Raw genomic sequence first — 19,157 nt, 5'->3', positions numbered from 1 at the left:
CCAACCGCTCTAACTCTTTGATTTGACGCCATTCCGGACGGAAAACCGTTTCACACTTTTCCTGGAATTGCTCTAGGATCGGGGCATCGGACGAGGCCGGCCGGCGGCCGATAACGGAGGTGAACATGCCCCGCAACGCGCTGCTCCTGCTCTCCCGGCTGCTGCTCGCCGCCCTGTTCGTGCCCTCCGGTTTCCAAGCTTTGAGCGATATTGCCGGCACGACAGGCTATTTCGCCGGCCTCGGCCTGTCGCTGCCGACGCTTGCCGCCTGGGGCACGGGACTGTTCGAACTGATCGCCGGGCTGCTCATCCTGGTCGGTTTCCAGACCCGGATCGCGGCGCTGCTGCTCGCCGCCTTCTGCATTGCCGCCGGTTTCATCGGCCATTACGGCCAGGGCGGCGGCGACGCGATGCTCGCCTTCCTGCACCAGCAGATGCTGATGAAGGACATTGCGATATCAGGCGGGTTCGTTGCGTTGGCGATGGTCGGTGCGGGAGCCTGGTCGGTCGACGGACGTGGTTTGGCCTGACGGACTGGGTTGGAAACGTCGACGGGACAGCACCCCCCTCTGTCCTGCCGGACATCTCCCCCGCAAGGAGGGAGATCGGATGTCATCCAGGCTTTCGCCAATCTTCAATGTTGCAAGAAAAAAGCACCGACGACGAAGCAGCCAATCTCCCCCCTTGCGGGGGAGATGTCCGGCAGGACAGAGAGGGGTGTGAAGAAACTCGACCGAGCAGGTTCTAATCCGCTCTGCTCCGACTCTACTTCACCGACCCACTGGGCCCACCTTCGACGGCCAGCACCAGCCGGCGGTTGGTGATCCTGGCCAGTTGCGCCAGGCGCCCGGCCGGCCGCTCGCCATAGAGATCGGCCAGCGATGCCGGCAAGACCAGCGCCAGCACGCCGTTGGCGCGCTGTTCCCATTTCAGCCTGGGCATGATGCCGGGCATCGACGCCGTCAGCAGGTAGACGACGCGCATCATCGCGGCGAGCACGCGCGCCCGCTCCAGATAACGCGGCGGCGCCAGCGCCTTGATCTCGGGGGCGATGGCTTCGTTGAAGATGCCGTCGTGACGATAGGCGTTGGCCATGGCCAGGAAAGCACGGCCGGGATGGTCGACGCCGAAGAAGGAGGCGTGCGCAATGATGTTGAGCGATTGCTTGCCGCGATATTCGGGGTGCGCGCGCCAGCCGATGTCGGCCAGCAATGCGGCCGCGTGGCGGTAGCGCGCCTCGTCCTCGGTCTCCTCGATGCCGAAAGCGGCAAAGGTTTTGGCGGTCCAGTCGACGAGCTCATGCGCATGGGCGACGGAGCGTGAGCGCAGGCGGGCGAGTTCCTCCGAGGCCGAAATCAGCGGATCGGCCTTCTGCTCCGCCTCGTCGAGCAGCGAATAGAGAAAGCCTTCGCGTACACCCAGAGCCGAAACGATGATCTTCGACGGCTGCATCGCCGCCATGATCTCCTGCAGCACGACGGCGCCATAAGGCAGCAGCGAACGGCGGTTCTTGGAAACGCCTTCGATGCCCTTGACCTTCTCGATCTCGGCCTTGGCCACCTGCTTGAGGAAATTCGCCGTGCTTTCGGCCGAGATCTCGTAATGGTGCATGACACCAAGCGGATAGTTGGTCATTTCCATGTGCAGCCGGGCAAGATTTCGCCAGGTGCCGCCGACGGCGTAGAAGGGCCGGCCCTGCCCGCCTTTCAACAGCTTCGCCTTCGCCAGTTCGTCACGCGCGATCTTCGCCGCCTGAGCCAGCGAGTTCTTCGCCATGTCCTGCAGGCGCAGGCCGCCCAACGGCAGCGTGATGCCGTCACCGATCGCTTCGCCGCTGACGTCGACCAGTTCGAGGCTGCCGCCGCCCAGATCGCCGGCGATGCCATTGGCCGGGTGGAAGCCGGAAATGACGCCGAGCGCGGAATAATAGGCTTCCTGACGGCCGCTGATGACACGAATCTCGGTCTTCAGCACGTCCTCGGCGCGGTGAATGAAATCGGGACCGTTGATAGCCTCACGGGCGGCGGCGGTGGCCAGCACATACATATGCTCGGCGCCGGCCTGGTCGGAGAGCGCGCGAAAGCGGCGGAACTCCTCCATCGAGCGCGTCACCGCCTCGGGGTCGAGCTTGCCGGTCGACACGATGCCGCGGCCGAGACCGGCCAGCATCTTTTCGTTGAACAGCATGGTCGGCGAACGCGCCAGCCCCTCATAGACGACGAGACGGATCGAATTCGATCCGATGTCGATGATGGACAGCGGTCGGCGGTCCTGCAACCGGCCCTGGGAATCAGACAGCATCAGCCGGACGCTGCTGCGTTCTTCTTGCGGCGCTTGAACTGCGCAATGCGCTTGGGCGCATGCGACTTCAGCGCGTCACCCCGTCCCGACAGGCTCGGATTGGTCATGAAATATTCCTGCGCGTTGAACGGTTCCTCGCCCTCCTCCAGCACGACGCGCCGGGAGGTTCCATCAGCCAATACGTCGAAACTTTGCTGATTGTCCATGATGTTGCCCAGCATGATCTGGCCAAGGATCTGTTCGTGCACAGTTGGATTGGTGATCGGCACCATGGTTTCGACGCGGCGGTCGAGATTGCGCGGCATCAGATCGGCCGAGGAGATGTAGACGATCGCCTCGTCCGACGGCAGGCCGTGACCGTTGCCGAAACAATAGATGCGGCTGTGCTCGAGAAAGCGGCCGACGATCGATTTTACGCGGATGTTTTCCGACAGGCCCGGAACCTGCGGCCTTAGGCAGCAGATGCCGCGCACGACCAGGTCGACCTCGACGCCGGCGCGGCTGGCATCGTAGAGCGCGTCGATAATGATCGGATCGACGAGTGCGTTCATCTTCATCCAGATGCGCGCCGGTTTCCCCTGCACCGCGTAGGCAATCTCGTCGGCAATGTGCTTCAGGATGCGACTTCTCAGCGTGAACGGCGAGATCGCCAACCGCATTTCATCCGTCGGCTCGGCATAGCCGGTGATGAAATTGAACAGCTGGGCGACATCGCGGGCGATCGTCGGATCGGTGGTGAAGAAGGACAGGTCGGTGTAGATGCGCGCCGTTACCGGATGGTAGTTGCCGGTGCCGAGGTGCACGTAGTTGCGCAGCTTGCCGTCCTCGCGCCGCACCACCAGCGACATTTTCGAATGGGTCTTCAGTTCGAGAAAGCCGAACACGACCTGCACGCCGGCACGCTCCAGGTCGCGCGCCCAGCGGATGTTGGCTTCTTCGTCGAAGCGCGCCTTGAGCTCGACCAGTGCGGTGACTGATTTGCCGGCCTCGGCCGCGTCGACCAGCGCGCGCACGATCGGGCTGTCGTTGGAGGTGCGGTAAAGCGTCTGCTTGATCGCCACCACTTCCGGGTCGGCCATCGCCTGGCGCAGGAACTGCACCACCACATCGAAGGATTCGTAAGGGTGATGGACGACGATGTCCTTCTCGCGGATGGCGGCAAAACAGTCGCCGCCATGCTCGCGGATACGCTCGGGAAAGCGCGGATTGTAGGGCGTGAATTTCAGATCGTCGCGGGGGACGGCGACGATCTCGGAGATCTGGCTGAGCGCCAGCGGTCCGGTCAAGACGCTGATGCGGCTGGACGACACGCCAAGCTCGCCGGCGACGAAGTCGCGCAATTCGGAAGGCATCAACTTGTCGAATTCGATGCGGATCACCGAACCGCGGCGACGCCGCTTCAGCGCCGTTTCGAACAGGCGCACCAGATCCTCGGACTCCTCCTCGACCTCGATATCGCTGTCACGGATGATGCGGAACGTGCCCGAGCCCTTGACCTCGTAGCCGGGGAAGAGCTTGCCGATGTACAGGCCGACCGCCTCTTCCAGCGGGATGAAGCGGACATGATGCTTGCGGTCCGGCAGGCGGATGAAGCGCTTCAGCGCTACCGGCAGGCGCAGCAGCGCGCTCATCTCTTCGCCGTTCTTGCGATGGCGCAATTGCAGCGCCATCGAGAAGCCGAGATTGGGAATGAACGGAAACGGATGCGCCGGGTCGATCGACAGCGGGGTCAGCACCGGGAACACCTGCCCCTGGAAATGGTCTTCCAGCCAGATTTTCTCGTCCTTGGTCAGCGCATCGCGGGTGATGCTCTCGATGCCTTCCTTGTTGAGCAGCACGGTGAGCGCCGAAAGGCTCTTCTGCTGGTCTTCCTGCAGCCGCTCGACCTCACGCAGCAGCTGTTCGAGCTGCTGTTCGGGGGTGCGGCCGTCAGGGCTCTTCAGCGTGATGCCCTCGCGCACCTGGCCGGCGAGGCCGGCGACGCGCACCATGAAGAACTCGTCGAGATTGGCGGCCGAGATCGACAGGAAGCGGACGCGCTCCAGCAGCGGATGATTGAGGTTCAGCGATTCCTCGAGAACGCGCCGGTTGAACTGCAGCCAGGAAAACTCGCGGTTGACAAACCGGTCCGGATTGCCGCCCTCCGGGCGAGCCACCTCGACATCCACGAATTCGTTCTGCACCGGCTTCAGTTCGTTCATGATTCCCGCTCTTCCACACCGTCAGCCAGCTAAAGCGCCGCGCGTCATTCAGGACGCGCAAAGGACGCTCTACCATTCCAAGGCGACGCATGGTCCTTGCCGAAAACCGGTGTCGGTCTTCGGGGCCATGCGTTAACCGGCTTAACTTATCCTCTGACAGGCTTTTGCGACAGTTTGATTTCATCGAACTTGCAAAGAGGCCTGATATGATCCAGATGCAGACGAGACTGCGTTAAGGAGACGACGATGGCAGGCGGTTCCATTCCCCATTTTCAGAACGATGCGGGCTATCAGGCAATCGACATCGGCGTGAAGGAATTCATGTGCACGGGCGCCAATCCGCCTTTCGACCACCCGCATGTGTTTCTGGACATGGGCGACGACAATGAAAAAGTCTGTCCCTATTGCTCGACGCTCTACCGCTATTCGCCGAAGCTGAAGGCAACCGAAACGCTGCCTGCCGGCTGCATCTACATCGATCAGGCCGCCTGAGTCTTTCGCGACCAGCCCGATGACCGACACGCGCTCCCGGCAAATTGTCATCGCCGGGGCGGGTGTCGCCGGATTGACCGCAGCCCTTGCATTAGCCGAACGCGGCTACCCTGTTCGGGTGTTCGAACAGGCGCAGCGCCTGGAAGCTGCCGGCGCCGGCATTCAGCTTTCTCCCAACGCGACCCGCATCCTTCGCCAGCTTGGCGTACTCGACCGGCTGCTGCCGGCGGCGGTGCGGCCGGAAGCCGTGGTGTTGAAGGAGGCCGCGACCTTGCGCGAACTGGCGCGCGTGCCGCTGGGGCAAGCCGCCGAAAGCCGCTGGGGGGCACCCTATCTCGTCGCTCATCGGGCCGACCTGCAGAGCGCGCTACTGGCGACGGCCAACGAAATCGCCAACATCGAGACCGTCACCGGGGCGCGCATCAGCACCATTGCCGCCGACACCCATGGCATCACGGTGACGGCCGAGATGGCCGGCAAGACTGTCGAGGCCGAGGGCTTCCTGCTGGTCGGCGCCGACGGCGTCTGGTCGTCGGTGCGCGGGCTTGCCCATTCGAGCAAGGGAGCGGCCTTCGCAAGGAGCCATTTCTCCGGCGAACTGGCCTGGCGCGCCACCGTCGCGGTTGACAGCGCCGCCGGGCAAACCTTTGCAGCCATCGGCGCCAAGGACTGCGTCACCACCTTCCTGCATCCCGGCTTCCACATGGTCGCCTATCCCGTCAGCAAGGGTGCGGCCTTCAATCTCGCGGCCTTCACCAAGGGCGAACGCATCGCCGAGGGCTGGTCCGGCAACGCCGACGCCGGTATCCTGGCCCGAGCCCTGCGCGGCACCTCGGCAGAACTTGCCCGTCTGGTCGAGCAGGCCGGCCCGTGGACGGCGTGGCCGATCCACACGGTCGACAGCAAACAACCTTGGACGACCGGCAACATGGCGCTGATCGGCGATGCCGCGCATGCGATGACCCCGTTCGCGGCGCAAGGTGCGGCGATGGCGATCGAGGATGCTGTGACGCTTGCCGATATCATCGCCGACTTCCCCGCCGATCCTCTGGCCGCGCTTGCCGTCTGGGAGCAGTCACGGCGGCCGCGTGTCGCGCAGGTCGCTCGACGCGGCGCTGTCAACCGGCTGGCCTGGCATGCCTCGGGTCCAGTGGCGATTGCGCGCAATGTGTTCCTGAAGATGCGCTCGGAAAAGCTCGCGGCGGATCTGGACTGGCTCTATGGGTGGCAGGCTCAGAAGTTCATTCGACGCTGAGCGTACAAGCACAATCGGTTGGTGGGACAGCACCCCCCTCTGTCCTGCCGGACAGAGGGGGGTGTGAAGGAACGCGACGCCAATTCGCGGAATGCTCACGCTAATTATACAAGCTCATCGACAGCCCGAGCGATACAGGCAGCGGGTTCCACCAGCCGGTGCGCAGGCCGGCGATGCGCAAGGCCGCCGCCGTCCAGGTGTTGCAGCCGACCAGTGCGTTGAAATGGCCATTGGCTTCGTAGAAGCCGTCGAACCTGGAATAGGCTGCGTCCGGAACGAGGATCGGGCCTTCCGGTCCCCGCTGGAAACTCGCATCGATGAAATCGAGCAGCGCCTCGAACCGGTCCTCGGTGATGTCGAACCCCGTGATATCAGGGCGGGGTTCGAGGATGTCACCGGCGACATCGACATGCATGACCGACGCGTCGAGGGTCAGTGCCTTCATCACCGGCACCGCCTTCAGTTCAGACCATGTCGGCGTCTCCAGGTAGAAGGCGCGGCCGCCCCAGCCGAAGACGATGTAGCGGACCTCCGGCCTGTCGGCCGGTATGCCCGCGTCGACCAGGAAATGGAAACGCCGGCGCACGGCGTCATCGACCGGGATGGCGATATCGGTGTGTATCGGATTGTTCAGCACCAGGATGTGGCGCGTCGCCGCGGGCATGGCGGCGGCCGCCGGCCACAGCGGCCGTGGCACGAAGGTGCCCGTCGTCACGGCGAGTGCGACGACAACCAACAGAAGACCTAGAAAATGTCCCAGTCTTTTCATGAAAGGCGGCCCTGCAAACGCGCTCCGGCGCGACACGAACGCCCGCCTGTTATCCCATACGCAAAAGAGCCCGGCAGTGTTTCAGCCGGGCTCTTCGTGGCCGTCGAGGCCTAGTGCAGGATCTGCGACAGGAACAGCTTCGTGCGCTCGTGGCGCGGGTGGTCGAAGAACTCGGCCGGCGTGTTCTGCTCGACGATCTGGCCCTGGTCCATGAAGATCACCCGGTTGGCGACCTTGCGGGCGAAGCCCATCTCGTGGGTGACGCACAGCATGGTCATGCCTTCCTCGGCAAGACCAACCATCGTCTCCAGCACTTCCTTGATCATCTCCGGATCGAGCGCCGAGGTCGGCTCATCGAACAGCATGATGCGCGGGTTCATGCACAGCGAGCGGGCAATCGCCACGCGCTGCTGCTGGCCGCCGGAAAGCTGGCCGGGATATTTGTTGGCCTGTTCCGGGATCTTGACGCGCTTGAGGAAATGCATGGCGATTTCCTCGGCCTGCTTCTTCGGCGTCTTGCGCACCCAGATCGGCGCCAGCGTGCAGTTCTCCAGGATGGTCAGATGCGGGAACAGGTTGAAGTGCTGGAACACCATGCCGACCTCGCGGCGCACCTCGTCGATCTTCTTGAGATCGTTGGTCAGTTCCTTGCCGTCGACGATGATCTTGCCCTTCTGGTGCTCCTCCAGACGGTTGATGCAGCGGATCATGGTCGATTTGCCGGAGCCGGAGGGGCCGCAGATGACGATACGCTCGCCGCGCATCACTTTCAAATTGATGTCCTTCAGCACATGGAACTCGCCGTACCATTTGTGCATGGCGATGATGTCGATGGCGACATCGGTCGTGGAAATCTGCATCTTGGCGGCGTTGACCTTGATCTCTTCGGCGCTGACGGCATTTTCGGTGGCCATGACAGAATCCCCTTGTTCTTTTGTTTAGCGTTTGTGGCCGGTGTCGAGCCGGCGTTCGGTGTACATTGAATAGCGCGACATGCCGAAGCAGAACAGCCAGAAGACGAAGGCGGCGAAGATCAAGCCTGACCTCGCCGTCTGCGCGGTTGCCCAGTTTGCATCGGAAAAATTCTGTTTGACGATGCCGAGCAGGTCGAACATCGAGATGATGATGACCAGGCTGGTGTCCTTGAACATGCCGATGAAGGTGTTGACGATGCCCGGGATGACCAGTTTCAGCGCCTGCGGCATGACGATGAAATACATCTTCTGCCAATAGCCGAGGCCGAGCGAATCGGCACCTTCATACTGGCCCTTGGGGATCGCCTGCAGGCCGCCGCGCACCACTTCGGCCATATAGGCGGCGGCAAAAAGCGACACGCCGATCAGCGCGCGCAGGAACTTGTCGAAAGAGACACCCTCCGGCAGGAACAGCGGCAGCATGACGCTGGCGAAGAACAGCACGGTGATCAGCGGGATGCCGCGCACCGTCTCGATAAAGACGACGCACAGCGTCTTGATGATCGGCATCTTGGAACGGCGGCCGAGCGCCAGCACGATGCCGAGCGGCAGCGACACGGCAATGCCGACGAAGGACAGGCTGAGCGTCACCAAGAGCCCGCCCCAAAGCGAGGTCTCGACATGCGGCAGGCCGAACATGCCGCCGACCAGCAGGACGAAGGCGACGATCGGCAGCACGAAAAACAGCAGAACCGCATTCAGCCCTTTGCGCGGTACCTTCGGGATCAGCATCGGCACCAGCAGCGCCACGAACAGGATGGCGACCAGGATCGGCCGCCAGCGCTCCTCGATGGGATAGCGGCCGAGCATGAACTGGCCGAACTTGGCGTTGACGAAAGCCCAGCAGGCGCCGGTCCAGCCATCCGGCTGGATGCCGCCTTGCGCCACCGTGGCGCATACGGTCCGGTCCGGTCCCGTCCACACGGCGTTGATGAACGCCCAATTGATGATTTGCGGCAGGATCATCGCCACCAGGGCGATGCCGACGATTGTCAAAATGGTGTCGCCGGTGGAAGCGATCAGGTTCTTGCGCACCCACGCACCGAGACCGGTGACGCCGGCCGGCGCCGGCTGCGCCAGCACCATTTCGGTGCGCACCCAGGACATATCATGTTCTTGCATGTCCTTACCTCACCTCTCCACCAGCGCCATCTTGGCGTTGAACCAGTTCATCACAAGCGAGGTCAGGAGGCTGATGGCGAGATAGATCACCATCATGATCACCACGCCCTCGACGGCCTGGCCGGTCTGGTTCAGCACCGTCCCGGCGGTCGCCGTCAGGTCCGGATAGCCGATGGCGATGGCCAGCGACGAGTTCTTGGTCAGGTTGAGATACTGGCTGGTCAGCGGCGGAATAACGATGCGCATGGCCTGCGGCACGACGACCAGCCGCAGGATCGATCCGGACCGCAACCCCAACGCACCGGCAGCTTCCGTCTGGCCCGCGCTGACACCCCTGATGCCGGCGCGCACGATCTCGGCGATGAAGGCGGCGGTATAGCAGGACAGCGCCAGATAAAGCGACAGGAACTCCGGCCGGACCTGGAAGCCGCCGGTCAGGTTGAAAGTCGACTGCTTCGGGTAGTCGAAACTCAGGGGAAAGCCGCTCAGCGCATAGGCGAGCAGCGGCAGCCCGACGATCAGCGCCGCGGACGTCCAAAACACCGGAAATTGCTGGCCGGTCGCCATCTGCCGTTGCCGCGCCCTGCGCGCGACGAACCACGCCATGGCGATGCCGACGAGCAGGGCGACGAAGATCAGCCATGAGCCGTCGCCCCATACGGCGCGTGGAAAATAGAAACCGCGCTGGTTGAGAAAGGAGCCGAACGGCAAACCGATGCTGTCGCGCGGCGCCGGCAACACGGCCAGCACGCCGGAATACCAGAAGAAGATGACCAGCAACGGCGGGATGTTGCGGAAGACCTCGACATAGACGGTGCAGATCTTCCTGATCAGCCAGTTCTGCGAGAGCCGGCCGATGCCGATGACGAAGCCGATGATTGTCGCGGTGATGATGCCGACGATGGCGACGATCAAGGTGTTGATGAGGCCGACCAGAATCGCGCGGCCATAGGTCGAATCCGACGAATAGGCGATCGCGCTCTCGCTGATGTCGAAGCCGGCGCGGCCCTTGAGGAAGCCGAAGCCTGAAGCGATGCGCAGCCGCGTCAGGTTGTCGATGACGTTGTGGGCAATCCACCAGACGCCCGCCACCAGCAGCACGACGACCAGCACCTGGAAGAATATGCCCCGGATTTTCGGATCGTTGATGAAGGAACCGCGGCTGGGCTCCTCGCGAAGTACGTCCTGCGATGCCATTCGACCGTCCCCTGGAAAGAGAAACCGGGAGGCAGATGATCTGCCTCCCGGATCACATTTCGATCAGCGGATCGGCGGCGCGTATTGCAGGCCGCCTTTGGTCCACAGCGCGTTGATGCCGCGCGCGATCTTCAGCGGGCTGCCCGAGCCGACATTGCGCTCGAACATTTCGCCATAATTGCCGACTGCCTTGACGATGTTGACCACCCAGTCATTGGAGACGCCGAGATCGGTACCGATCTTGGTATCGGCTTCCTGGCCGAGCACGCGCTTGATCTCGGGGCTGGCCGAGTTCTTCATCTCATCGACATTGGCCTTGGTGATGCCGAGCTCTTCAGCCTGCAGCAGCGCGAAATAGGTCCACTTGACGATGTGGTACCACTGGTCGTCGCCCTGGCGAACGGCCGGTCCGAGCGGCTCCTTGGAGATGATCTCGGGCAGCACGACATGGTCGGCCGGCGCTCCCAGCGTCAGGCGGATGCCATAGAGGCCCGACTGATCGGTGGTGTAGACGTCGCAGCGGCCGGCATCATAGGCGGCGTTGACCTCTTCCAGCTTTTCGAAGACGACGGGATTGTACTCCATCTTGTTGGCCTTGAAGTAGTCGGCGAGGTTCAGCTCGGTGGTGGTGCCGCTCTGCACGCAGACGGCGGCGCCCGAAAGCTGCAATGCCGAATTGACGCCCGGCAGCTTCTTGGCGTTGATCATGAAACCCTGGCCGTCATAGTAGGTGACGCCGATGAAATTCAGGCCAAGCGCCGTATCGCGGTTGATGGTCCAGGTGGTGTTGCGCGACAGGATGTCGATCTCGCCCGACTGCAGCGCGGTGAACCGCTCCTTGGCGCTGAGCGGCGTGAACTTGACCTTGGAGCCGTCACCAAAGACGGCGGCCGCGACAGCGCGGCAGAAATCCGCATCGATGCCTTGCCAGTCACCCTTGTCGTCCGGCGCCGAAAAGCCGGCCAGGCCGGTGGAGACGCCGCACTGGATGAAGCCCTTCGCCTTGACGGTGTCGAGCGTGGCCGCCGACGCGGCGGACGCCATCAATCCAAGCGTGGCGGCGCCTAGAATGCCGATAGCAATATGTTTCATGACCCACAGACCCTTTTCTCTGTTTTTCAGGAGTAAATCCTGATTTTTTTCTCCCGTGTGAACGCGGCTCCCATCCCGGCCCATCCCGGAACCCCGCATCGTAACCGACGCGCCGCCTCCCGTTCACAAATGTCATCGAAGGCGATAATTCCTGTGAGGTCAAGGAAAATGACCGAAACCCAAAGAGTTTGAAAACCGATTGCCGCAAATGCCCGATTTACAGACAAACACGCCCGCGATTTAGCCAGCAGGGCTAATAAAGGCGGCAAATCTCATGCAACGCCAACGCCGGGCCAATACGGACCGCGGCAGCGAAATCCATCCCGGGCAATACCTCGTCGTTGTTGACCTCCGGTGCGACGAACTACCAGGTCCCAAGATTGTCATCTGACAATTTACTGACGGCTGCATACCAATACAGACCGCCGACGAAAGACTGTTCTCAAAAGGCTTGAAAGACGATCCAGATCCCGATGGCGGCCATCAACGCGCCTGAAACGCGCGGAATCAGCTGCCCGGTCGGCACCGTCTTCTCCAGCAGAACAAGGATGGCGATGCCGGCGATCCACAGCACGTTCATGACGCCACCGACGAACAACAGAGCCATCAGCGCCCAGCAACACCCCAGGCAATAAGCGCCGTGATCCATGCCGAGCCGAAGCGCGCCGAGCGGAGCGGAACGGAATCCGCCATGGCTGGCCAGGAACGCGATCGGTGCCTGACATTGGCGCAGGCAGACGCCCTTCATCGGCGTCCATTGATAGAGACCGGCGGCGATCAGGACGAGGCCGCCGAGGATCGCGCTGACGGTCGCCATCGAGGGATCGAGCAAGGCTAGACGGGCGAGAAGCCATTGCGCACCGGTCGCCAGGAGGCTGAAGACGACCCAGACGGCGAGATAGCCGGCAAAAAACCATCCCGTCGAAGCGATGGGCCGGCCATCCGCCCGCGCCTTGCGGCCGACACCGGCATAGAGCAGCAACATCGGCGCGACCGAAGGCGTCATCATGCCGACCATCATCACTGCCCACATCGTGAAGGTGAAGGCGAAATCGCCCATCGCCCAGGCCCGGAAGCCGGGCGCCATGGCGGCGCCCATATCCATGCCGCCCATATCCATGCCGGCCATGTCGCCGCCTCCGCCGTCCGGCAAAGGGGAGCCGGGCATGACCATGGTGGCGGCGAGCCACAGCACATAGGCCCAGGCGAGCACGGCAATCACGACGAGCGCGGCCGTCACGACCGCGCGATCGCGCCTCAGCACCGCCTCGAGGGCCGTATCGCCCATTGGATCAGGTCAATGCACGATGCCGTTCTGCGTGAGATGCAGATTGGCGAAATGGCTGTGCGTATCGGCCAGCTCGAACTTGATCGGGCCCGTCGCCTTGGTCCAGCCGCGTCCGACCTCGGCGATCGCGTATTCGAAGCCGTGCGGCAAGTCGATGCGCGCCTGGTGCGCGGCCCCGGTGACCGGATTCCGGATCGGCTCGCCGCGACCGTCGGTTATACCCTCGACATGCAGCCGACTGGTTCGCGCGTCGACGTCGATCTTGAATTCGATCGGCGCAAAGATCGGGTCGTGGAATTTCTCCAGCGTGGTCGAAAAGACCTGGAATATCGTTGCACCTGGCTCGGTGTCCAGACCGCCCAATATGCGAAGCAGCGCGCCACGTTGGGCTTCCGTCGCCCTCTCGTCGATGACCACCGCGGCTTCACCCCCGCCCTGGTGTATGGCGCCGGGCCAGCTGAAAATCCCGACGAACCGCAACCCGTCGAGCTTGGTGTCGCCGTGATGGCCGCTCTCGATTTCCATGCCGGCGACTGCCTGGCAGAATCCGTAGGTCGGCATGGCGTTGAACTGGCACGGGCAGCCATAGGCGCAGTTGCAGTTGATGAATTCGCTCGCCTTCATGGCCCATTTGACGTCCGGCATGGCATTCCTCCCTTGCCGCGCTCACGCTTCGTGAGCGCGATCCGGATCGTGGAGGACCAGAAGTCAACCGGCAGCAACCATCCGGCAGCATCTGATCGAAGCAATCCGGCGATTAATATTAGCCGACGATCATATACCATTCGCCGCCGCCCACAATAGACCGATCGGCGGGGACAAGGGCTCCGAACGCAGGTCAACAAAAGACCTGACGACAACCAGTTCGGCGGCGGCAGCAGCTTTTTGTGCCGGTAACTTTTGTGCCTGTCGCTTTTCTTGATAGGAATTTTTTCTTGACTCCCTGCCCTCAGCTATGGTACATATTCGTCCATGGTGCTGATTTGCGCCGATAGCCCGCCGCACAGGCGGGTTTTTCGTTTAATACTCCGTCCCCGCATCGCTGTTTCTGCCGCGACGAATTGGCATATTCGAAGTCCGCCTCCTGGCGGGCGGTGGCTGTTGCACGGTCCATAGCGCCGCACTATGGCTAGCGGCTTATCAAACAAGGCGACGCAGAATGGCGAAAGACGGCAGCGAGCACGGCGGGATGGGCATCAACACGCGGCTTGCCCATTCGGGCAACAATCCGCACGACTATTTCGGCTTCGTCAATCCGCCGGTGGTGCATGCTTCGACCGTGCTTTTCCGCGACGCGGCTTCGATGGCGGCACGCAGCCAGAAATACACTTACGGCACGCGCGGCACACCGACGACCGATGCGCTTGCCCATGCCATAGACGCGCTGGAAGGCTCGGCAGGCACGATCGTGGTGCCGTCGGGCCTTGCGGCGGTGACGGTGCCGCTGCTCGCCTTCGTCTCGGCCGGCGACCATCTGCTGATCGTCGATACCGTCTATCATCCGACCCGCAATTTCGCCGACACGATGCTGAAGCGGCTGGGCGTCGAGGTCGAGTACTACGCTCCCGATGTCGGCGCCGGCATCGCGGCGTTGATCAAGCCCAACACCAAGGTGGTGTTCACGGAATCGCCGGCCTCCAACACGTTCGAGGTGCAGGACATCCCGGCCATCGTCAAGGCGGCGCACGCCGCGGGCGCCATCGTCATGATGGACAACACCTGGGCGACGCCACTCTATTTCCGCCCACTCGACCACGGTGTCGACATATCGATCCATGCGGCGACCAAATACCCGGCCGGCCATTCCGACGTGCTGCTTGGCACGGTGTCGGCCAATGAGAGCTGCTGGACGCACCTCTACGAAAGCTTCTGCACGCTTGGCTGTTGCGCCGGGCCCGACGACGTCTACCAGGTGCTGCGTGGCCTGCGCAGCATGGGCGTGCGCCTCGAACACCATCAGCGCAGTACGCTTGCCATCGCCTCCTGGCTCGAGGGCCAGAAGGGCGTGGCGCGCGTGCTCCACCCGGCCCTGCCCAGCCATCCGGATCACGCTCTGTGGAAGCGCGACTTTTCCGGCTCGAGCGGCATCTTTTCCATCGTTCTTGCCGGTGGCGGCCAGAAGCAGCAGCACGCCTTCCTCGACGCGCTGCGGATCTTCGGCCTCGGCTATTCCTGGGGCGGCTATGAGAGCCTTGCCGTGCCGGTCTGGCTTGGCGACCGTGTCGTTGCAAAAGCCCCCTATGAGGGTCCGTTGATCCGCCTGCAGATCGGCCTCGAGGATGTCGACGACCTGAAGGCCGATATTTCGCGCGGCCTGACCGCCGCAGCAGCGGCCTAAAGCGTGTCGCGCCTGAAGATTTTCAGGCGACCCGCTTCAGGTTTTGTTTTTGTGCATGTCGTTCTCCCAAAACCGAGGTCACTTTTGGGCGACATGCACTAGCGGAATTCTATTCCCTAAAATTGCGATTTCGCGGATCAGTTTGGCTTTCAAATTCAACGATGCCGCGTCATTGCGGTGCGATCAGCACATTTCCGACTTCCCCTGGAATACCGGCAGAGTTTTCGACCCCATGGCTTTCCGCCTTTTTGTTCCCATTCTTGCCGGCGCGACGCTGCGCGAGCGTCTCGTCGCCTGTATCGGCGCAACGATCGGGATTGCACTCACCGGCGTTATCGCCAGCCTTGTGCTCGGCAATGGTCCGCATGTGCCACTGCTGGTGGCGCCGATGGGGGCGTCGGCGGTGCTCCTGTTCGCCGTGCCCGCCAGTCCGCTGGCACAGCCATGGTCGATCATCGGCGGCAACACGATATCGGCACTTGTCGGCGTGATCGTGGCGCATTTCATCCACGAAACCGCCCTTGCCAGCGGCATCGCGGTGGCACTGGCCATCGCTGCCATGTCGTTCACGCGCTGCCTGCATCCGCCGGGCGGAGCGGCCGCGCTGACCGCGGTGCTGGGAGGGCCTGCCGTCATCAGCGCCGGCTTCCTGTTTCCATTCGTGCCGGTGGCGCTGAACTCGATCCTGCTGGTGGCGCTCGGCTACGGCTTCCACAGGCTGGCCCGGCGCAATTATCCGCATGTGCCGGCTGCAGCGCCGGCGAACAGCCACGGCACCGGCGATCCGCCGGCGCAGCTGCGCGTGGGCTTCCGGTCCGAAGACATCGATGCCGCGCTTGGCGCACTTGACGAGACGTTCGATATCGATCGCAACGATCTCGACCGGCTGCTGCGGCAGGTCGAATTGCAGGCGATGGTGCGCGCGCACAAGACGCTTCTGTGCGAGGACATCATGTCGCGCGATGTGATCTCGGTCGATACTCACACCTCGACCGAGGCGGCGCGCCAATTGCTGCTTGACCACAACATCCGGACCCTGCCGGTCGTCAATGCGGAGGCCAGGCTGGCAGGCACCGTGGGGTTGCGCGAACTCACCCAGGCCTCCGGGACGGTCGGATCCGTCATATCGCCCGCGGCAACAGCCGCCGCAGGTTTTGCCGCCATGGGTCTGCTGCCGGTGCTCACCGACGGCCGCAGCCATGCGGTCATCATCGTCGACGACGACAAGCGGATTCTCGGGCTGATCACCCAGACCGATCTGTTGGCGGCCACGGCGCGCCTGCAGGCTGCCTGACAAGCCTTCGCTCCCGCGGTAAGATACCGCCGCCGGGCCCCGCGAAAAGTCTTCGGGAACCTTTTGCCGGCGACAGCGTCCAATCTCTCAATCGAGGTTCGGTCCGGAGATTGGGTTGAGGAAACTGGCCATGCCTGCTGTCTTGACGGCCGTGCCTTCTGCTGTGCCAGGCGAGATGCAGCTTGTGCGCCGCGCCTTGGCGCGCGACGGCGATGCCTTCCGCACCATCATCAAGACACACAATCAGCGGCTCTACCGGGTCGCGCGCGGCGTCGTGCGCAATGACAGCGAGGCCGAGGACATCGTGCAGGAGGCCTACGTCAAGGCTTTCGCCCATCTCGATGCGTTTCGCGGCGACTCCTCGCTCGCCACATGGCTGTCGCGCATCGTCATCAACGAGGCGCTTGGCCGCCTGCGCAACAGGCGCAGAACGGTGGCACTGCTGGAAAATCCGCAAGCCGAGATCATCCGGTTCCCTCTCAACCCCAGCGACGATCCGGAACGGACGATGGCGCAAAGGCAGATCCTCCAACTGGTCGAACAGGCCACCGACAGCCTTCCCGACGTCTACCGGACGGTGTTCGTGGCGCGGGTGATCGAGGGGCTGAGCATCGAGGAGACCGCCGATCTCCTCGGCGTGCGGCCGCAAACCGTCAAGACGAGGCTGCACCGCGCGCGCGCCCTCGTGCGCAAGGCGCTGGACGACCAGATCGGACCGGTGCTGCTCGATGCCTTCCCCTTCGCCGGCCGGCGTTGCGAACGACTGACCAGCGCCGTGATGCGGCGGCTCGGGCTGGAAAGCTGAGCCTCACCCGATTCAGTTGATTTTGGCGGGAACGTTTCCCGCTGACCAGCATCCAATGACCGTCAACCGAAAAACACAGTCCGGCGCGATTTCAGCGTCCGGACGAAGGAGATGCCATGTCTATCCGACACACTGCCGCGCTCGCCGCCCTGCTGCTGCTTGGCACGTCCCCGTTCGCACAGGCCGCCGACAAGCCAACCGATCCGCAGATCGCCCACATCGCCTACACGGCCGGGGTCATCGACGTCGAAACGGCCAAGCTGGCGATCGAGAAATCGAAGAACAAGGAGGTCGTCGATTTCGCCAAGGACATGGTCCGGGATCACGAGGCTGTAAATGTTCAGGCGCTCGACCTGGTGAAGAAGCTCAAGGTCACGCCGGAAGACAACGCCACCAGCCAGGCGCTGACCAAAGCTGCGGCGGAGGAGCGGGCCAAGCTCGCCAAACTCGACGGCGCTGCCTTCGACAAGGCCTATGTCGACAATGAGGTCGCCTACCACAAGCAGGTCAACGGCGCGCTCGAAACCCTTTTGATCCCGTCGGCGCAGAATGCCGAACTGAAGAGCCTGCTGGAAACCGGCCTGAAGATTTTCCAGGGCCATGAGCAGCACGCCGAGCACGTCGCCGGCATGCTCAAGTAAGGACCGGGAGCATGCCGAAACGCCATCTGTGGATTGCGTTGGCGCTGGCCGTCGGTACCGTTCCGGCGCGAGCAGAAACCATCCAGGTCATCATCGACAGGCTGGTGTTCTCGCCAGCCACCGTCGAGGCCAAGGTCGGCGACACGATCGAGTGGGTGAACAAGGATGTGTTCGCCCACACGGCCACCGTGAAAGGCGGCTGGGAAGTGATGATCCCGCCGAAGAAATCCGCAAGCCTGACATTGAAGGCCGCGGGACCGGTCGACTATTTCTGCCGCTTTCACCCCAACATGAAAGGCCGTCTCGACGTGACGCCATGATGGTTTGGAACCGGCGGCGAAGCGATCGCTTTGCCGCCGGTTGTTCCAAGCGTCAGTCCCGGATCGCTCAGCCCTGTGCAAGCAGCCACTCGATCATCTGCGCTGCCTGGGCGGGCGGGCGGTCCGGCGCCAGGATAGAGAGGCTGAGGCCGGTCGGAACGCGCTGCGGGAACGGCGCCACGAGCGAACCGGCGGCGATAGCGCGCGCGACCAGAGCCTCATGCCCCATCAGAACGCCGGCGCCGTCGACGGCCGCCTGCAGCGCCATGCTGTAGAGCGAGAATTCGGAACCGGACTCGATCGACGGACCTTTCAGCCCGGCAGCCTCGAACCACAGGCTCCAGTCGCCGGTCCAGGTCGTGTCCCAAAGCAGAAGCTGCGATGACAGATCAGCCGGCGTTTTCAGCTGCCTGGCGAGCGCCGGCGCGCAGACCGGAAAGATCACGTCGTCGCAGAGCTTGAACGCGCGGCTGCCCCCTGGTGCGTGCCTGGTCAAGAAGATTGCGAGGTCAAAGGGTTCACGCCTGAAATCCGGCGGCTCCTCCAGCGCATGGATGGACGGGCGAAGGGCGGGAAGCGCAGCGCGAAGCGCCGGCAGACACGGAGCCAGCCACAGCTGGGCAATCGACGGCAGCGCGGCAATGCTCACCTGCGGCCTTGGCGCCCAGATGCGCAGTTCCTGGACGGCAAGGCCCATGGAGTCGAACGCCGTGGAGAAGGCCGGCAGCGCCGCGCGCCCAGCCTCGGTCAGATGCAGCCCCTGGGCATGGCGCACGAACAGCGACGAGCCCAGCCACGCCTCCAGCGCCTTGACCTGATGCGATACGGCCGCCGGGGTAACGCCAAGTTCATCGGCGGCCTTGGCAAAGCTCTCCTGGCGAGCGGCAGCTTCAAAGGCGCGCAAGGTGTTGAGAGGCGGCATTCGAGGTCGCGGCGGATTTACGGCCATCGTCCGACGTTTCCGGATGGCGTCGGGGGGCCCGGAAACCGCCCCCCCGGCGGGGGGTTAATTTAAGGGGGCCCGCGGGGCACATTGAGAGGCCAAAATAAAGACAAAATAATATTATA

At 63.1% G+C, this 19,157-nt stretch carries 18 protein-coding genes; 8 read left to right on the top strand and 10 right to left on the bottom strand.

Features of this window, described 5'->3' with window-relative positions; all coding sequences use genetic code 11:
* Nucleotides 1–125 precede the first annotated feature (125 nt).
* Nucleotides 126–530: a DoxX family protein gene (locus NKH06_RS13090; protein ID WP_352893262.1), complete on the top strand. Its 405-nt coding sequence runs from the start codon at nt 126–128 to the stop codon at nt 528–530.
* A gap of 235 nt (nt 531–765) precedes the next feature.
* Here the strand turns inward: NKH06_RS13090 and ppx are convergent, their stop codons facing one another.
* Together ppx and NKH06_RS13080 are read right to left on the bottom strand one after the other, a co-directional pair.
* Nucleotides 766–2,301, bottom strand: a complete 1,536-nt coding sequence (gene ppx, locus NKH06_RS13085) for an exopolyphosphatase (protein WP_352893260.1) — start codon at nt 2,299–2,301, stop codon at nt 766–768.
* Nucleotides 2,301–4,502 (bottom strand): RNA degradosome polyphosphate kinase, encoded by a 2,202-nt coding sequence (locus tag NKH06_RS13080; RefSeq protein WP_352893259.1) that lies wholly within the window; start codon nt 4,500–4,502, stop codon nt 2,301–2,303. The genes ppx and NKH06_RS13080 overlap by 1 nt, the downstream gene beginning before the upstream one ends.
* Nucleotides 4,503–4,748: 246 nt before the next feature.
* On the opposite strand from NKH06_RS13080, the gene NKH06_RS13075 reads away from it, so the two are divergent.
* Nucleotides 4,749–4,994: a zinc-finger domain-containing protein gene (locus tag NKH06_RS13075; protein WP_023814125.1), complete on the top strand. Its 246-nt coding sequence runs from the start codon at nt 4,749–4,751 to the stop codon at nt 4,992–4,994.
* 19 nt (nt 4,995–5,013) lie between these two features.
* A complete protein-coding gene (locus NKH06_RS13070) occupies nt 5,014–6,249 on the top strand; it encodes an FAD-dependent monooxygenase (protein ID WP_352893257.1) in 1,236 nt (411 codons plus the stop codon).
* 100 nt (nt 6,250–6,349) lie between these two features.
* Here the strand turns inward: NKH06_RS13070 and NKH06_RS13065 are convergent, their stop codons facing one another.
* The 7 genes from NKH06_RS13065 to NKH06_RS13035 form a co-directional block, all read right to left on the bottom strand.
* Complete coding sequence (locus NKH06_RS13065; RefSeq protein WP_352893256.1) at nt 6,350–7,018, bottom strand: TIGR02117 family protein; 669 nt, start codon at nt 7,016–7,018, stop codon at nt 6,350–6,352.
* Nucleotides 7,019–7,128: 110 nt separating this feature from the next.
* Nucleotides 7,129–7,878, bottom strand: a complete 750-nt coding sequence (locus tag NKH06_RS13060) for an amino acid ABC transporter ATP-binding protein (protein WP_031213892.1) — start codon at nt 7,876–7,878, stop codon at nt 7,129–7,131.
* Nucleotides 7,879–7,956: 78 nt separating this feature from the next.
* Nucleotides 7,957–9,114: an amino acid ABC transporter permease gene (locus NKH06_RS13055; RefSeq protein ID WP_027037850.1), complete on the bottom strand. Its 1,158-nt coding sequence runs from the start codon at nt 9,112–9,114 to the stop codon at nt 7,957–7,959.
* 9 nt (nt 9,115–9,123) lie between these two features.
* The gene (locus NKH06_RS13050; RefSeq protein WP_352442919.1) at nt 9,124–10,311 is read right to left on the bottom strand and encodes an amino acid ABC transporter permease; all 1,188 of its coding nucleotides are present in this window, start codon (nt 10,309–10,311) and stop codon (nt 9,124–9,126) included.
* 63 nt (nt 10,312–10,374) lie between these two features.
* Nucleotides 10,375–11,403 (bottom strand): amino acid ABC transporter substrate-binding protein, encoded by a 1,029-nt coding sequence (locus tag NKH06_RS13045; RefSeq protein WP_023814120.1) that lies wholly within the window; start codon nt 11,401–11,403, stop codon nt 10,375–10,377.
* Nucleotides 11,404–11,845: 442 nt separating this feature from the next.
* On the bottom strand, nt 11,846–12,691 hold the full coding sequence (locus NKH06_RS13040) for a DUF2182 domain-containing protein (protein ID WP_352893255.1): 846 nt from the start codon (nt 12,689–12,691) through the stop codon (nt 11,846–11,848).
* Between the two features lie 9 nt (nt 12,692–12,700).
* Nucleotides 12,701–13,336 (bottom strand): DUF1326 domain-containing protein, encoded by a 636-nt coding sequence (locus tag NKH06_RS13035; protein WP_352893254.1) that lies wholly within the window; start codon nt 13,334–13,336, stop codon nt 12,701–12,703.
* A 514-nt stretch (nt 13,337–13,850) separates the two neighbouring features.
* Between NKH06_RS13035 and NKH06_RS13030 the strand changes: the two genes are divergently transcribed.
* The 5 genes from NKH06_RS13030 to NKH06_RS13010 all read left to right on the top strand — a co-directional run bounded on the left by NKH06_RS13030 (nt 13,851) and on the right by NKH06_RS13010 (nt 18,089).
* Nucleotides 13,851–15,029, top strand: a complete 1,179-nt coding sequence (locus NKH06_RS13030) for a cystathionine beta-lyase (RefSeq protein ID WP_352442916.1) — start codon at nt 13,851–13,853, stop codon at nt 15,027–15,029.
* Between the two features lie 232 nt (nt 15,030–15,261).
* Entirely contained in the window at nt 15,262–16,323 is a 1,062-nt protein-coding gene (locus NKH06_RS13025; protein WP_352442915.1) for an HPP family protein, read from the top strand.
* 130 nt (nt 16,324–16,453) lie between these two features.
* Nucleotides 16,454–17,128, top strand: coding sequence for an RNA polymerase sigma factor (locus NKH06_RS13020; protein ID WP_352442914.1), 675 nt, complete (start codon nt 16,454–16,456; stop codon nt 17,126–17,128).
* 116 nt (nt 17,129–17,244) lie between these two features.
* The gene (locus tag NKH06_RS13015; protein ID WP_352442913.1) at nt 17,245–17,769 is read left to right on the top strand and encodes a DUF4142 domain-containing protein; all 525 of its coding nucleotides are present in this window, start codon (nt 17,245–17,247) and stop codon (nt 17,767–17,769) included.
* A gap of 11 nt (nt 17,770–17,780) precedes the next feature.
* Nucleotides 17,781–18,089, top strand: coding sequence for a cupredoxin domain-containing protein (locus NKH06_RS13010; RefSeq protein WP_023814112.1), 309 nt, complete (start codon nt 17,781–17,783; stop codon nt 18,087–18,089).
* Nucleotides 18,090–18,156: 67 nt separating this feature from the next.
* On the opposite strand, the gene NKH06_RS13005 is transcribed toward NKH06_RS13010, so the two are convergent.
* Nucleotides 18,157–19,011: a LysR substrate-binding domain-containing protein gene (locus tag NKH06_RS13005; protein WP_352442912.1), complete on the bottom strand. Its 855-nt coding sequence runs from the start codon at nt 19,009–19,011 to the stop codon at nt 18,157–18,159.
* Nucleotides 19,012–19,157: the final 146 nt, after the last annotated feature.

The sequence above is a fragment of the Mesorhizobium sp. M1342 genome (assembly GCF_040317955.1).
GTDB lineage: Bacteria > Pseudomonadota > Alphaproteobacteria > Rhizobiales > Rhizobiaceae > Mesorhizobium.
Note: the sequence above shows the minus strand (reverse complement) of the source record. Positions and strands in the feature narration are given on the sequence as shown.